16 protein-coding genes are annotated in these 13,801 nt (G+C 74.2%); 5 read left to right on the top strand and 11 right to left on the bottom strand.

Annotation, left to right across the window (positions count from 1 at the left end):
• Positions 1-42: 42 nt before the first annotated feature.
• The 3 genes from ACN268_RS03485 to ACN268_RS03475 form a co-directional block, all read right to left on the bottom strand.
• Positions 43-348: an STAS domain-containing protein gene (locus ACN268_RS03485; protein WP_421481688.1), complete on the bottom strand. Its 306-nt coding sequence runs from the start codon at positions 346-348 to the stop codon at positions 43-45.
• A 127-nt stretch (positions 349-475) separates the two neighbouring features.
• Positions 476-1,513, bottom strand: coding sequence for a cobalamin B12-binding domain-containing protein (locus ACN268_RS03480; protein WP_421481687.1), 1,038 nt, complete (start codon positions 1,511-1,513; stop codon positions 476-478).
• Complete coding sequence (locus ACN268_RS03475; RefSeq protein WP_421481686.1) at positions 1,510-3,297, bottom strand: SpoIIE family protein phosphatase; 1,788 nt, start codon at positions 3,295-3,297, stop codon at positions 1,510-1,512. The genes ACN268_RS03480 and ACN268_RS03475 overlap by 4 nt, the downstream gene beginning before the upstream one ends.
• Before the next feature lie 211 nt (positions 3,298-3,508).
• On the opposite strand from ACN268_RS03475, the gene ACN268_RS03470 reads away from it, so the two are divergent.
• Together ACN268_RS03470 and ACN268_RS03465 are read left to right on the top strand one after the other, a co-directional pair.
• Entirely contained in the window at positions 3,509-3,895 is a 387-nt protein-coding gene (locus tag ACN268_RS03470; RefSeq protein ID WP_421481685.1) for an STAS domain-containing protein, read from the top strand.
• A gap of 79 nt (positions 3,896-3,974) precedes the next feature.
• Positions 3,975-4,331 (top strand): STAS domain-containing protein, encoded by a 357-nt coding sequence (locus ACN268_RS03465; RefSeq protein ID WP_421481684.1) that lies wholly within the window; start codon positions 3,975-3,977, stop codon positions 4,329-4,331.
• An 80-nt stretch (positions 4,332-4,411) separates the two neighbouring features.
• Here the strand turns inward: ACN268_RS03465 and ACN268_RS03460 are convergent, their stop codons facing one another.
• Both ACN268_RS03460 and ACN268_RS03455 read right to left on the bottom strand, forming a co-directional pair.
• Positions 4,412-4,747, bottom strand: a complete 336-nt coding sequence (locus tag ACN268_RS03460; RefSeq protein ID WP_421481683.1) for a hypothetical protein — start codon at positions 4,745-4,747, stop codon at positions 4,412-4,414.
• Between the two features lie 165 nt (positions 4,748-4,912).
• Positions 4,913-6,214: an NAD(P)/FAD-dependent oxidoreductase gene (locus ACN268_RS03455; protein WP_421481682.1), complete on the bottom strand. Its 1,302-nt coding sequence runs from the start codon at positions 6,212-6,214 to the stop codon at positions 4,913-4,915.
• 217 nt (positions 6,215-6,431) lie between these two features.
• Between ACN268_RS03455 and ACN268_RS03450 the strand changes: the two genes are divergently transcribed.
• Positions 6,432-7,517 carry a hypothetical protein gene (locus ACN268_RS03450; RefSeq protein ID WP_421481681.1) on the top strand — a complete coding sequence of 362 codons (1,086 nt, stop codon included), beginning with the start codon at positions 6,432-6,434 and terminating at the stop codon, positions 7,515-7,517.
• A 203-nt stretch (positions 7,518-7,720) separates the two neighbouring features.
• A complete protein-coding gene (locus tag ACN268_RS03445) occupies positions 7,721-8,752 on the top strand; it encodes a LacI family DNA-binding transcriptional regulator (protein ID WP_421481680.1) in 1,032 nt (343 codons plus the stop codon).
• A gap of 5 nt (positions 8,753-8,757) precedes the next feature.
• On the opposite strand, the gene ACN268_RS03440 is transcribed toward ACN268_RS03445, so the two are convergent.
• From ACN268_RS03440 to ACN268_RS03420, 5 genes are all read right to left on the bottom strand, one after another.
• Complete coding sequence (locus tag ACN268_RS03440) at positions 8,758-9,048, bottom strand: DUF6510 family protein (RefSeq protein WP_421481679.1); 291 nt, start codon at positions 9,046-9,048, stop codon at positions 8,758-8,760.
• A 16-nt stretch (positions 9,049-9,064) separates the two neighbouring features.
• Positions 9,065-9,820, bottom strand: coding sequence for a ferredoxin reductase (locus ACN268_RS03435; RefSeq protein ID WP_421481678.1), 756 nt, complete (start codon positions 9,818-9,820; stop codon positions 9,065-9,067).
• A gap of 1 nt (position 9,821) precedes the next feature.
• Complete coding sequence (locus ACN268_RS03430; protein WP_421481677.1) at positions 9,822-10,421, bottom strand: sulfite oxidase-like oxidoreductase; 600 nt, start codon at positions 10,419-10,421, stop codon at positions 9,822-9,824.
• 102 nt (positions 10,422-10,523) lie between these two features.
• Positions 10,524-11,543 (bottom strand): TerC/Alx family metal homeostasis membrane protein, encoded by a 1,020-nt coding sequence (locus tag ACN268_RS03425; RefSeq protein WP_421481676.1) that lies wholly within the window; start codon positions 11,541-11,543, stop codon positions 10,524-10,526.
• Between the two features lie 250 nt (positions 11,544-11,793).
• Entirely contained in the window at positions 11,794-12,207 is a 414-nt protein-coding gene (locus tag ACN268_RS03420) for a DUF2267 domain-containing protein (protein WP_421481675.1), read from the bottom strand.
• Positions 12,208-12,367: 160 nt separating this feature from the next.
• Between ACN268_RS03420 and ACN268_RS03415 the strand changes: the two genes are divergently transcribed.
• The gene (locus tag ACN268_RS03415) at positions 12,368-12,640 is read left to right on the top strand and encodes a DUF2795 domain-containing protein (RefSeq protein ID WP_421481674.1); all 273 of its coding nucleotides are present in this window, start codon (positions 12,368-12,370) and stop codon (positions 12,638-12,640) included.
• 185 nt (positions 12,641-12,825) lie between these two features.
• Here ACN268_RS03415 and ACN268_RS03410 read toward each other — a convergent pair whose 3' ends face one another.
• Positions 12,826-13,800: a pirin family protein gene (locus ACN268_RS03410; protein WP_421481673.1), complete on the bottom strand. Its 975-nt coding sequence runs from the start codon at positions 13,798-13,800 to the stop codon at positions 12,826-12,828.
• Position 13,801: the final 1 nt, after the last annotated feature.

Genomic DNA, 13,801 nt, shown 5'->3' with positions numbered 1-13,801 from the left:
GGGAAACCGCGCGGTCACCCGCTGGCGGGGAAATTTAGCCCATCACCGGGCCGACGGCGACCGCGGGTCGGCGGTGTCGGGCTGATAGCGCAGCACGTCGGCCAGGCCGGTGATCTGCAGGACCCGGTCCACCCGGCCGGTCGCCCCGTACAGCCGCAGCCAGCCACCCTGCGCGGCGGCGAGGTTGTCCCCACGGACGAACGCCGCGATGCCGGTGGAGTCGCAGAAGGTCAGCCCGGTGAGGTCGAGCAGCAGGTGCCGCTCGCCACCCGCGGCGAGCCGGTCGATCTCGGTGTTGAGTGCCCCGGCCGAGCTGAGGTCCAACTCGCCCGTGAGTCGCAGACACACGCCGCCACCGTCCCGCCCGGCATGCGTCACGCTGAAGGTCAACGTCGTCCCTCTCGCTCCCACCACAGGCAGACCCTTGCAGTGCAGCAAGTATACGCAGCGCTCCCCCGGTGGCCCGCGCGGCGCGTCAGTGCCGCACCCCGCCGGACGCGACGGTCGCCGCCGCGCCGAGCGCCAGGAACCGCCCCGCCCGGGGGAAGTCCCGCAGGACGCGCCCGTAGTGGCCCAGGGTGGCGGCGACCGCCCCGGCCGGCACCCCCCGGCTGGTCAGGATCGCCACCAGCCACGTCACGAAATCGGTGAACAGCTCCGCGTCGTCGACGTAGACGGCGGCGGCCAGGAAGTCCACCGTGTACCCCAGGTCCGCGGTGGTGGCGTCCCACTGCGCCGAGGTGTAATCCGCCACCGACGGCACCCGGGCCCGCAGGTCCGCCACCGCCGAGTCGATCAGCTCGCCGCGTCGCTTCACCAGGCTGGCGTACTCGTCGTCGGCGAGGTGGGACAGGTCCGCCGGGGGCACCCGGCGCAGCGCCCGCTCGTCGGCGACCAGGTCGGCCGCGCCCGGGGCGTCCGGGGCCCAGGCGACCCCGAGCCGCCGCGCCCACCGGCCGTCCACGCCGAACCCACGCCCGCCGACGACCACTGGCACGTCCGAACGCCGGCACGCCTCGACCATCCGGTGCGCCTGCGGCAACCGCATCGGCAGCGCGCAGGCCAACGCGACCGCGTGCGCGTCGTGCCGGTGCAGGTACGACACGAGGTGTGCGGCCGGCACGCTGGCGCCCAGGAACGTCACCTGCCAGCCGCGCAGCCGCAGCACCTCGGCGACCAGTCGGGGTGGCAGGGCGTGCCACTCACCGTCCATGCAGGCCACCACGATCCGTCCCCGGGTCGGCCGGGGGTCGGCGTACCCGGCGACCGCCGCCACCGCCCGTTCGCTGATGTGCGTCGCGGCGTGCTCCTGCGCCACGCTCCACTCGTTGCGGGCCCACCGCTCGCCGACCTCGGACTGGGCCGGGGCGACCAGGTCGAGCAGCACCCGTTCCGCCGGGACGCCGGCGTCGAGCAGCCCGGTGACCACCTCGATCGCGCCGTACTCGTCGGCCTCCTCCAGGCAGGCGAGGAAGTCACCGAAGGCCCGGTACGTGTCGGCCGGGGCGGTCATGATCGGGACGTCCTCTCCTCGGCCGGGTCCGGCACGGCCGGCACGGAGTGCAGGTGCCGCCGGGGGCGGCCACCGGGTCCGGTGGCCCGCAGGGCGAGCACCGCGATGTCGTCGTGGTCGCCGTGCGCCAGCCAGTCGCAGGTGACCTGCTCGACCCGCTCGGCGAGCGCCGGGGCGGGCATCCGGTGGCAGCCGGTGACGGCGTGGACCAGCCGGTCCTGCCCGAACTGCTCGTCGCCGCGCCGGCCGCCCCGGGCCTCGGTCACCCCGTCGCTGTAGAGCAGGCAGGTCTCCCCGACGGCCAGCCGGACGGTGACCTCGCCGATGCGCGGGTCGGGCACCACACCGATCAGCATCCCGCTCAGCGGCACCGTCTCCACCTCGCCGCCGTCGCGCAGCACCAGCGGCGGCAGGTGCCCGCCACCGGCCAGGGTCAGCGACAGGCCACCGTCGCGGTGCGGGCGCACCACCCCGAGCACCATGGTGGCGAAACGGCCCTGCCCGTGCGCCTGGGTGGTCTCCAGCAGGGCGTCGTTGAGCAGCTTCAGCAGCCGGCCGGGCCGGGACTCGACCCGGTAGAGCGCCTGGAGGCACTGGCGGAGCTGGCCGGTGAAGACCGCCGCCTCCACCCCCTTGCCGGAGACGTCGCCGAGGAAGAACACCGCACCGCCGTCGGCCAGCCGGTGCGCGCCGTAGAAGTCGCCACCGATGCGCAGGCTCGCCTGGGAGGGCCGGTACGCCGTGCCCCACTGCACCCCCGCCACACCTGCCGGTTCCACCGGCACCAGGCTGGCCTGGAGGGTGTCGGCCACCTCGGCCTGGTTGCGGTAGAGGACCGCGGTGGTGAGCGCCGCGCCGGCCCGGGCGGCGAAGGCCCGGACGAGGTCCACGTCGGCGTCGTCGTACCAGCGGGTCCGCCGGGCGACCAGGAGCACACCCGCCGGGGCGTCCCGGCCGGGCAGCGGGACCACCCGGGCGGTCACCTCGCGGGCGTTCAACCCCGGCAGCCAGCCGGCCTCGACCGCCTGGTCGACCAGCCAGTCCACCGCGTGCGGCTCCACCCCGGACAGCCCCTCGACGATGGCCGGAGGCAGCGCGGCGGCGGGCAGCACGCCGCTGTCCACCGTGGGTGACTCGTCGTCGACCCGGGTCGCCCGCCACCACCGGGCCCGCCCGGAGCGGGGGGCGAGCACCAGCACCGCCACCTCGGCCAGGGTGGGCACGGTGAGCCGGACCACGGCGGCGGCGGCCCGGTCCGGGTGCAGCGGGTTGCCCAGCTTCTCGCCGACCACGGCGAGGAAGGCCGACCGGGCCCGCTCGGCGAGCAGGGCGTCGGCCCGGGAGACGCTGTCGGTGACGTCCTCGACGTACAGACAGCTGCGGGAGCCGGACAGCGGCACCCGGCGGATGCGCAGTCGCCGGCCGTGATGACCGAACCCGTCGGGCTCGACGGCGGCCCCGGTCAGCACGGCGAGACCGGCGGCGGCCAGGGGACGGCCGGGCGACACCTCGGGCAGCAGCCGCTCGGCCACCGGGCTGACGTGCCGGACCACGCCGTCGGCGTCGCAGACGACCAGGCCCTCCCGGAAGTGTTCGAGGACCTCGGACCAGGCCGGGTCGACCCGGTCCGGGTCGGGTCGGGCGGGATCGGGGCCGGCCCGGTCGGGGGCCAACGGCGGCAGGCCGGGAGGCGCGCCGACGGACCGCGCCGCAGCCCGACCGGCACTCGGCGTGGAGATCCGTCCGTCGCCCGGGTCGAAGCCCCTGACGTCGGCAGCACCCACCAGCTGAGCCCCACTCCCTTGTCGCCATCCGGCACATCCCGGATGTAGGCCGTATGTTCCAATCTGTTCCGCTCAGCCTACGCCGGAACGCGGGCACCGCCACCGCACGGCGTCCTGCGTGCGGTTGCGCACCCCTGCGGGCCCACCGGCGGGTTGTTACGATCCGGCGTAGTCCGGCCCGACCGTCGGCCCTGCGGAAAGGCGTGCTGTGGTGCCCCCTGGAAGGAAGACCGAGACCGCCCCGTTGACCCTGTCGGTGGACCACTCCGACCCTTCGGCGCCGATCCTGTCGGTCGGCGGTGAGCTGGCCTACGCCACCTCCCGCCCGGTGCGGGTGGAGGTCGACCGGCTGCTGGCGGAGCGCCCTGCGGTGGTCGTCTTCGACTTCTCCGGGCTGACCTTCATCGACAGCACCGGCCTGTCGGTCATCGTGCACGCCTGGCGGGAGGGGCAACGGGTCGGGACGCTGGTCCGGCTGCGGGCCGTACCCCGCTTCCTGACCACCATCCTCGACATGACCGGGGTCACCGGCCTGCTGGCCCGTCAGTTGCCGCAGCGGTCCACCCCCGCGCCGCAGCGCCCAGCCAGGTCCGCCTGAACCCGGCCGCCTGAACCCGGTCACCGGGTCGGCCGAACCCCGACGTTTCCCGATCATCTGTTGCTGGGAACATGGGGGCATGCGCCCGCAGCTGTTGACCATCGAGGTGACCCGGCTCGACGCCGGCACCGCCCGGCTGCGGCTCACCGGCGACCTCGACTTCGACACCGCCCCGGAGCTGATCGAGGCGGCGGCCGGGGTCCGCGCGGACGGCCACCGCACGCTGATCGTCGACCTGGGCGGGGTCGGTCTGTGCGACTCGTCGGGGCTGAGCGCGTTCGTGGTGCTCAGCCAGGGCGGGGCCGGTCCGGTCCGGTTGACCGGGGTCAGCACCCGGCTCCAGCAGTTGCTCGACCGCACCGGCCTGGCCGAGTTGCTGGCGGTGGAGGAACAGCCGGCGGCCGGGGCCGACGACGACGTCCGCGAGGTGGGCTGAGGCATCCGATCGGGGTGACCCCCGACCCTGGGACCAGGGGCCGGGGGCCGGGAGGAGGGCCCGGGCGGGGGTTCGCGCCGTCAGACGCTGACGACGGTCCCCTGCGTCTCGACGGCGGGCTGCCGGCGTGGCCCGGTCGACCGGGGCGCGGCGGACGACGGGGGTTCGGCGTCCGCCGGAGGACCCGAATCCGGCAGTTGGAACAGGTACCGGACGAATCCCCCGCCCGACTCGTTGTCCTCCGCGCCGGGCCACTGCCCGGCGCAGTCCATGCCCACCACCTCACGGCCCGATCCGTCGGCCTCCTCCACCAGGGCCCAGAGGCTCACCGGGTAGCACCTGGTCACCTCGGGGCCGACCTGCCAGCGGGAGTACCAGCCGGGACGGGCCGGGACGATCTCCACGATCCTCTTCATGACGACCTACCCTTCCGCGTTCCTCGGAAGACCTCCGGTCGTCCCGATGGTCCGTCCCGCGCGGGTGAGCACCCCTCACCCCGCGGGAGTGAAGCCGGGGGCAGGTCCGGGTGAAGCCGGGACGCAGGTCGTCACCGGCGCCCGCCCGTGTCCCCTGCCACCGGTTCAGCGGGTGTGCACCGGCACCTCGGGTGACGAACTCTCCAACGGCACGGCGTGGGCCGGAACCAGACCGAGCTGCGTCGCCGGGCGGGGCAGCGCGGCGTCGAGCACCCAGTCGGCGCTCACCCGCGCCCGGTTGCCGGGCATCGCCAGCAGGTGGTAGCCCCGGGTGACCGCCTTGGCGGCCAGCCCCGACAGCGACAGCTTCAGCGGGTTCGCCGCCGCGTCCCTTCCCCCCAGGTCGACCACCCAGCCCAGGTCGTGGTGCCGGTACGGACGACGCCTGCCGTGCCCGTAGGAGGCGGCGATGTTGTGCGCCGCGAGCTTGCCCTGCCGTTGCGCGTGCTGGGCGGTCATCGTGCAGAGCTGCCCGGGGCGGGTCAGGTCCGGCACGGCGGCGGCGTCGCCGCAGGCGTACACCTCGGGGAAGCCGGGGACGTTGAGGTACTCGTCTACCACCAGCCGGCCCTTCTCGGTACGCAGGCCCAACTCGGCCACGAACGGGTCGGGGCGTACCCCGACGCACCAGGCCAGCGTGCAGGTCGGGACGTACTCGCCGTCGGTGAGGTGCACCCCGTCGGCGGTGGCCTCGGCGACCGAGGTGCCCATCCGCACGTCGACCCCCCGGCGGCGCAGCACCCGGTCGGCGGTGGCCGACATCCGCTCGTCCAGCTCCGGCAGCACCCGGGCGGCGACGTCCAGGAGCATCCACCGGGGCCGGACGGTCAACCGGGGGCGTTGGGCGTGCAGCGCGTCGGTGAACAGTTGCCCGTGCGCGGCGACCTCGGTGCCGGTGTAGCCCGCGCCCACCACGACGAAGGTGGCCCGGGCCTGCTGCTCGGCCGGGTCCTGCGCCTGCTCGGCCAGCTCGATCTGGCGGACCACGTGGTCGTGCAGGTAGACCGCCTCGGGCAGGCCCCGGAAACCGTGGGCGTACTCGGTCACGCCGGGGATGGGCAGCAGTTTGTTGACGCTGCCGACGCAGAGCACCAGCCGGTCGTATGCGAGCTGGCCCCGCTCCCCCTCCGGGTTGGTGAAACCGACCCAGCGGTGGCGCAGGTCGACCCGGTCGGCCTCGCCGACGACCACCCGGACGCCGGGCAGCGTGCCGGTCAGCGGGACCGAGATGCGGGTGGGTTCGACCACCCCGGCGGCCACCTCGGGCAACAGCGGCAGGTAGAGGAAGTAGTCGGTCGAGTTCAGCAGCACGATCTCGGCCCGTCCGCCGGCCAGCCGACGCAACGTCTTCGCCGCGTGGTAACCGGCGAAACCGGCGCCCACGATCACCACACGAGGTTTCGTCATGTCCGCTCCCTTCCCGGCGGTCAGCACGACAAACGTGTCGGGTCGCCCCGGCACCGCCGGGCCGGAGCGGGGCGGCGGACGAGGGCGCAGCGGGCCGTTTGATACATCAGTGACGGGCTCCCGACTGTAGTCACACCGGGTAGACGACACCGTTGCTTTAGGCGCGCCCTCCGCTCACGCTGAGTTTCTGTTCGACCACCACCAATCGGAGGGACAGATGAGAGTTCGCCGTGTCGTCGCCGTCGCGCTGGCCGCCCTGCTGGCGGCCGTGGGGCTCGCGCCGACCGCACCCGCCGCGGCGGCCACCGCGGACCGTTGGGGCTTCGCCTACGTCGACAACCCCAGCGTCACCAGCTGGACCGTGCTGGACACCACCCGGCAGTGGGGGACCTGGAAGACCGCCTTCCCGGCCGCCTGGGCCACCGGCGTCAAAGTGGCCCCGGGCCGGTTCCAGGTGCGCTTCCCGCAGATCGGGGCCGGTACGCGCGGGGTGCCGCACGTGACCCCGGTCGACCGGGCCGGGCACTACTGCACCGTGGTGCGCTGGTTCCAGTCGGGCACCGACGAGATCGTCGACGTGCAGTGCTTCGCCCCCGGCGGCACCCGCGACGACAGCCGGTTCACCGTGCTGTGGACCGCCAGCTCCGGGGTGCTGCCGGCCGGCACCGCACACGCCTACGTCCAGGGCGGGGTCAGCGGTCTGGTCCAGTCGTACGTGTCCACCGGGGCCCCCGCCGCGCTGGCCCCGCTGGGGGTCGGGCAGTGGTCGGTGAAGCTGCCCGGGGTCGGGCTGGCCGGGGTGCTGGCCGGCAACGTGCAGGCCACCGCGATCCAGCCGAACGCCGGTCAGCGCCGGTGCACCGTCGCCCGCTGGGGCGCCTCCGGCACCGACGTGCTGGTCTACGTGTTCTGCTTCGACCAGGCCGGTGCGCCGGTGAACACCGACTTCACCCTCTCCTACCACCGGGGACGCTCGGTGGTCGGGTCGCTGGCCCCGCCGAAGTTCTTCGGTCACCTGGCCAGCGCGGCGGGCGGTCCCACCAACGACAACTCCCAGCTCGGGGTGGGCGTCAACACCATCGCGCCGCTCGCGCCGGTCGGCCGCTACCTGGTCACCTTCAAGCAGCTCGGGCAGAAGGAGACGCACGCCCAGGTCACCGCGCAGGGCACCGGGCCGAACTACTGCAACCTGACCCAGCCGTGGTCGTACGCGGTGGACGCCCCGGTGGACGTGATCTGCTTCGACAACACCGGCACTCCCGCGCCGAACCAGGTGCTGGTCGCCTTCACCTCCCGGATCTGAGCCGGGCGGCACCGCCCGCCGGGCCGACCGGCGGGCGGTGCCTGGTGGGTGATCCGGACCGCCGTCCGGCGACCCGTCGGCACCGCCGGGCGACCATCCCGTGCGCGGGACCCTTCGTGATCTCCAGCGGTGGATACGGTCGGCTAGCGTTGTCGGACCGTCGTGCCCGACGGCCGAGACACGAGCGACACGAAGGTGAACCGATGGGTCCGAAGGCAAGCATCCGGGACGTCGCCGCCGCCGCGGGTGTCTCGGTGACCACCGTGTCCCACGTGTTGAACAACAAGTCCGGCACCCGGGTCAGCGCCCAGACCCGGGAACGGGTCGAGACGGTGGCCCGTCAGCTCGGCTACGCGGCGAACGGGCTGGCCCGCGGGCTGCGGCTGCAACGGTCGTACGCCCTGGGGTTGCTCGGTGACGTCGTCGCCGCCACCGGCCAGGCCGGGCGGCTCGTCCTGGGCGCGCAGGAGACCGCGTCGGCGCGCGGATGGGTGCTCCTGCTCACCACCGGCCGTGACCCCGAGGCGGAACGGCGGGAGATCCGGGCCCTGGCGCGGCACCGGGTCGACGGCGTGCTCTACGCGACCACCGACCACCGGGTGGTGCACGTCCCCGACGAGCTGCGCCCGATGCCGGTGGTGCTGCTCAACGCCCGCAGTGCCGACGCCACGCTCCCCTCCGTGGTGCCGGACGAGCGTGGCGGTGCCGCCACAGCGGTACGGGAGCTGCTCGCCCACGGGCACCGGCGGATCGGTTTCGTCACCACCGCCGACGACGTCCCCGCCGCCCGGGGTCGGCTGCTCGGCTACCGGGAGGCGCTGTGGGCGGCCGGGGTGCCGTACCGGCCGGAGCTGGTGCGTGCCGACGTCGGCGATCCCGCCGGTGGGCACCGCGCGGCGCGCGCCCTGCTCGGCTCGGCCGACCGGCCGACGGCGCTGTTCTGTTTCACCGACGCGATGGCGATGGGCGTCTACCGGGCGGCGACCGAACTCGGCCTGCGGGTCCCGCAGGACCTCTCGGTGGTCGGCTGCGCCAACCAGGAGGTCATCGCCGACGGGCTGTTCCCCGCCCTGACCAGCGTGGCGTTGCCGCACCACGGGATGGGCACGTGGGCGGTCGAGACCATGGTGGAGCTGCTCGACCGGCCCAAGGGCGCCCGCCGTCGGGTGGCCCGGCACGTCGCCCTGCCGTGCCCGCTGGTGCGCCGGGCGTCGGTCGCCGCCGCACCGCACTGATCAGATCAGCGCAGGGACGGCGGCCCGGCCGGCGGCATCGGCACCTGGAGGTAGGTGGCGCCGCGCAGGTCCAGCCACGCCCGGTCGGGGGCCCGGACCAGCCGGAGCATCACCTCGGCGCAGGCCGGGCAGCGACCCACCAGCCCGGGGGCGTGGGCGTAGACGCGCAGGCCGGCCATCGGGCCGACCATGCCGCAGGACGCGCACCGCCCGGTCGCCGCGCTCAGGTCCACGGCCAGCAGCTCGCGCAGCGGCCCGTCGAGCATGTTGCCGTCCAGGTAGGACATCTCGGTCATCGGTTCTCCTCGCCGGTCAGCCGGTGGGCCCGAACCGTTCGGTGCGGACCCGCCGGGTCGGGTGGCCCAGCCCCACCAGCAGGTCCGCGACGGTCTCCACGAAGCCGGTCGGGCCGCAGACGTAACAGAGCGGTTCGAGGTCGGCCGGCCAGCCGTGGGTGTTCACGTCGGCCAGGCCGATCCGGTGCGGCTCGCCCCGCCAGCCGTCGGGGGCCTCGCGGGTGTAGACGTGGGTGACGTCCAGGCCGAGGTCGTCGCGGGCGCGGGTGCGCAGCTCGTCGGCGTAGATCACGTCCGCCGGGGTACGGACCGAGTAGATCAGCCGGAACGGCGCGCGGTTGCCGGCGGCCCGGCGGGCCCGCACCATCGCCATCAGCGGCACCACCCCGGAGCCGCCGGCGACCAGCAGCACCGGCGCGGTCTGCTCGGGTCGCCAGACGAACCAGCCGCCGACCGGGCCGCGCACCTCCACCGGGTCGCCCTCGGCCCAGGTGTCGGTGAGGTACGGCGACACCTCGCCGTCGGGCACCCGCTGCACGGTCAGCGCGATCCGGTCGCCGTCGGCCGGGGCGGCGAGCGAGTACGAGCGGGCCGCCTGGTAGCCGTCGGGGGCGGTGAGCCGGACGTCGACGTGCTGCCCCGGCAGGTGCCCCGGCCAGCCGGGCACCGACAGCACGAGGGTCTGTGCGGTGGGCGTCTCGACACGGCGCTGCGCCAGGCGGGCCACCCGCCAGTCCAGCGGCCGCGCCAGCCGACCACCGGCCGCGGTCACCTCAGTCGCCCTGGTAGCGCTGCTCGCGCCACGGGTCACCGTAGTCGTGGTAGCCGGCGGTCTCCCAGAAACCGGGTTCGTCCTCGACGGTCAGCCGCAGCCCGCGTACCCACTTGGCGGACTTCCAGAAATAGAGGTGCGGCACCAGCAGCCGGGCCGGGCCGCCGTGCTCGGCGGGCAGCGGTTCGCCGTCGTATCCGTGCACCACCCAGGCCTGCCCGTCGCGCAGGTCGTCCAGCGGCAGGTTGGTGGTGTAGCCGCCGTACGAGTGGGCCTGGGCGTAGTCGGCAGCGGTGTCCACGCCGTCGAGCAGCACGTCCAGCGAGACGCCCTGCCAGCTGGTGCCGAACTTCGACCACCGGGTGACGCAGTGGATGTCGACCGTGGGGGTTTCCTGGGGCAGGTCCATCAGCTCCGCCCAGGACCAGCGGACCTCGTCGCCGGTCTCGGTGCTGAGCACGAACTCCCACCGGTCCAGCGGGACCCGGGGGGTCGGCCCGGCGGACAGCACCGGGAAGTCCTCGGTCAGGTACTGCCCCGGCGGCAGGGCCGGGTCGGTCGTTCGACGGCGGCCCTGGAAGCCCGGTGACACGATTCCCACCCGTCAGTCCTACCACCGCGGCGGGCGTGGGCGGGAGGGTTCCGGCGGACCGGGCCGCGACCGGCGGCGGCCCCGTCGCGGGCCGCCGCCGGTCGCGCACGGTCAGTGCTTGTCGACGACCACCTCGGCGTCGCCGGGTTCCCGGTCGCGGGTCGCCCGCAGGCTGGTGAGGGTGACCACGACCAGGACGCCGATGATGACCCCGAGCGAGGCCAGCGTGGGGATCTCCGGCACGCCCGACCAGATGCCGTGCGCCCAGTGCAGGCCGAGCTTGACGCCGATGAAGGCCAGGATGATCGCCAGGCCGTAGCTGAGGTGCACCAGGCGGCTCAGCGCGGCGTGCAGCACGAAGTAGAGCGCCCGCAGCCCGAGCAGGGCGAAGGCGTTGGTGGCGAAGACGAGGTAGGGGTCCTCGGTGATGCCGTAGACGGCGGGCACCGAGTCGACCGCGAAGACGATGTCGGTGGCGAGCACCGCGACCACCACCAGGGCGAACGGGGTGAGTGCCCGTCGGCCGTGCTGCCGGATCGTCATCCGGGTGCCGTGGTACTCCTCGACCACCGGCATGAACCGGCGCAGCAGCCGCACCGACCGCATCTTGTTGATGTCCACCTCCTGCTCGTGCCCGGAGAGGGCGTCGCGCAGCAGCTTGACGGCGGTGGCGATGAGGATGACGGCGAAGATCAGGAAGGCGAAGTCGAGGGTCTGCAACGCCGCCGCGCCGAGGGCGATGAAGACCGCCCGCAGCACCAGCGCGCCGGCGATGCCGTAGAGCAGCACCCGCTGGGCGAGCACGGCGGGCACCGCGAAGGCGGCCAGCAGCAGCATGAACACGAAGAGGTTGTCGACCGACAGCGACTTCTCGACCAGGTAGCCGGTCAGGTACTCGACGCCCTGCTGGGAGCCGAAGCGGTACCAGACCCAGCCGCCGAAGGCCAACGGCAGCGCGATGTAGAACGCCGACCAGCCCAGCGCCTCCCGGATCGACACCTCGTGCGGGCGTCGGGTGACCAGGAAGTCGAGCACCAGCAGGGCGAGCACGCCGACGATGGTCACCGCCCACAGGGTGGGGGTGCCGACCGACGACAACCCACCGGCAGCAAAGTACGACAGATCGGTCATGGAGCCTCCTCGAACACCGTGCCATGTTCGAGGTCTCCTTCACCCACGTTCGTCGTGGGCAACCACCCGAGGCGAGCCCGGAGCCCGCCGTACTGACCGGAATGGTTCGTGGGAAGTACTCCCCTCGTGCGGACCAGGTTAGGCCAGGTCCGGACGACTCGCCAAGTCAGGGCGACTCTCGTTCCGGGCATGGTTGCCCTGGTCAACGGCTGGGTGCCCCGACCCGCCGTGCCCCGTGCCGGCCGGTGGGTCAGGCCCGGCGCCCGGCGGCCGTGCCGGGGGCGAGCGCGGGCTCCACCAGGTCGCGGTAGTCGCGCGGCAGCCGGGTCACCAGACCGTCGAACTCGCCACCGCTGACCGCCTCGTGGACGACGCCGAAGACCACCCGCACCACGTCCCGGGCGGCCGGCTCGTCCAGCTCGGCCCGCCGCGCCACCCGGGCGACGAACTCGGCCGCGCCGAACTGCTCGGCCGCCTCCGTGCCGGGGCCGGGCCGCAGCGCCAGCCGCAACGGCGCGGGCAGCTGCGTCGCCAGGTCGAGCACCTCACCGCCGGTCAACCGTTCGGCGAGGGTCGCCAGCGTCGCGTGGACCAGCACCACCGCCCGCTCGGGGTCGGTACGGACCCGCCGGGCCACCTGGTCGACGAAGGTGTCGTAGTTCATGCGGGGCTCCCTTCGACATGAGGCGGCCCGGTTACCCGCCGGGCCGCGCCGGAAACGGCGCCACCCGCCCCGCTTTTCCCCGCCGGCTGCGCGTGACCGGCCGCCGGACGGGTAACCGCCGCCGATCGTGACCGGATCAAGGCGGCGAGGAGGCCCACCGATGGCCAGTCGGACCGAAGTCCTGCGGTACCTGTCCAGCCTGGACTACCCGGCGGCGAAGGACGCCGTGGTGCGCCAGGCCGAACGGGAGGGCGCACCGCCGGACGTGCTGCGGGCGTTGCGGGCGCTGCCGCCGGTGGACTACGCCAACGACGCGGAGGTGGCCCGCTCGGCCCGGATCGACCCCGCCCCGGAGATCGACCCCGCCCGGCGGGCACAGCAGGCGAGGGAGAAGCAGCACCAGCGGGTCGCCCAGCACCTGCGGAGCATCTGACCCCGGACAGGCGGGCGCCCCGGGTCACGAACCGCGACCTGGGGCGCACGCGTGCCTGTTCACCGGCGAACCGCCGGGTGGCCACCCGAACCGGGTGGGCATCGCTGCCACGATCAGCATAGGTCACGCCATCACCCGTACGGCTGATTTTGGCGAGACTGTGGGCGAGCACACCACGGGCCGGGTCACCCGTGCAGGTCACCCCGGCGGTCGCGGGCCTTCAACCGGACGGTCGGCAGTTCCGGGGCGGGCAGCGGCGGGGCCGGGTCGTCGGTGACCCGCCCGAACCGGTCCCGGCCGGCCATCCAGTCCGCCCGGGCGGCGGCCACCTCCTCGTGCGAGCGGCCGACGAAGTTCCACCACATGACCAGGGGCTCGTCGAACGGCTCGCCGCCGAGCAGCATCAGCCGGCTGCCCGGCTCGGCGGTCAGCTCCAATCCGTCCCGCCCGGTGCCGAGGTAGAGCAGCGCGCCGGGCTCCAGCGACACACCGTCCACCCGGGCCCGACCGGACATCGCCAGTAGGGCGTACTCGAAGCGGGGTCGCAGTCGCGCCGTCGCCGGGGCGGGGCCGTGCGCCGCCAGTTGCACGCCGAGCAGGGGGGTGTGCACCACCGCCGGGGACGCCTCGCCCGCCAGCTCCCCGACGAGCAGGGTGTGCTCCCAGTCGCCGGAGCGCCAGCGGGGCAGGTCGGCGTGGTGGGCGAAGCCGGCGGCACCGGCGCGCGCCGGGTCGGGCAGCGCCACCCACAGCTGCACACCGTGCATCAGCGGTGGATGGTTGGCCGGGGACCGCTCGGAGTGGGCGATGCCGTGCCCGGAGGTCATCACGTTGAGCTGGCCGGGGCGGATCGGCTGGACGTTGCCGAGGCTGTCCCGGTGCACGATCTCGCCGTCGAGCAGCCAGGTCACCGTCTGCAGGCCGGTGTGCGGGTGCGGGGGCACCTCCATGCCGGGACGCCGCGCCACGTCGTCCGGGCCGAAATGGTCGACGAAGCACCACGCCCCGACCATCCGGCGGGCCCGCTGCGGCAGCAGCCGGCGCACGGTGGTGTACCGGCCCAGTGGCACGTCGTGGCCGGGCAGCAGCACACTGCCCGGGTCCTCGGCGGCGACGCCGGGTGGTCGGGTCTGCGCCGGCAACGATTCGGTACGGTCCACC

The sequence above is a fragment of the Micromonospora sp. WMMD735 genome (genome assembly GCF_049178995.1).
GTDB classification, from domain to species: Bacteria; Actinomycetota; Actinomycetes; order Mycobacteriales; family Micromonosporaceae; genus Micromonospora; species Micromonospora wenchangensis.
This window is presented reverse-complemented; position numbering and strand designations above follow the sequence as displayed.

Coding starts and splice junctions, on each gene's coding strand:
- ACN268_RS03455 (WP_421481682.1), bottom strand. CDS start 6,214: ATGACGAAACCTCGTGTGGTGATCGTGGGCGCCGGTTTCGCCGGTTAC.
- ACN268_RS03415 (WP_421481674.1), top strand. CDS start 12,368: ATGGCCAGTCGGACCGAAGTCCTGCGGTACCTGTCCAGCCTGGACTAC.
- ACN268_RS03420 (WP_421481675.1), bottom strand. CDS start 12,207: ATGAACTACGACACCTTCGTCGACCAGGTGGCCCGGCGGGTCCGTACC.
- ACN268_RS03440 (WP_421481679.1), bottom strand. CDS start 9,048: ATGACCGAGATGTCCTACCTGGACGGCAACATGCTCGACGGGCCGCTG.
- ACN268_RS03450 (WP_421481681.1), top strand. CDS start 6,432: ATGAGAGTTCGCCGTGTCGTCGCCGTCGCGCTGGCCGCCCTGCTGGCG.
- ACN268_RS03460 (WP_421481683.1), bottom strand. CDS start 4,747: ATGAAGAGGATCGTGGAGATCGTCCCGGCCCGTCCCGGCTGGTACTCC.
- ACN268_RS03465 (WP_421481684.1), top strand. CDS start 3,975: ATGCGCCCGCAGCTGTTGACCATCGAGGTGACCCGGCTCGACGCCGGC.
- ACN268_RS03480 (WP_421481687.1), bottom strand. CDS start 1,513: ATGACCGCCCCGGCCGACACGTACCGGGCCTTCGGTGACTTCCTCGCC.
- ACN268_RS03425 (WP_421481676.1), bottom strand. CDS start 11,543: ATGACCGATCTGTCGTACTTTGCTGCCGGTGGGTTGTCGTCGGTCGGC.
- ACN268_RS03445 (WP_421481680.1), top strand. CDS start 7,721: ATGGGTCCGAAGGCAAGCATCCGGGACGTCGCCGCCGCCGCGGGTGTC.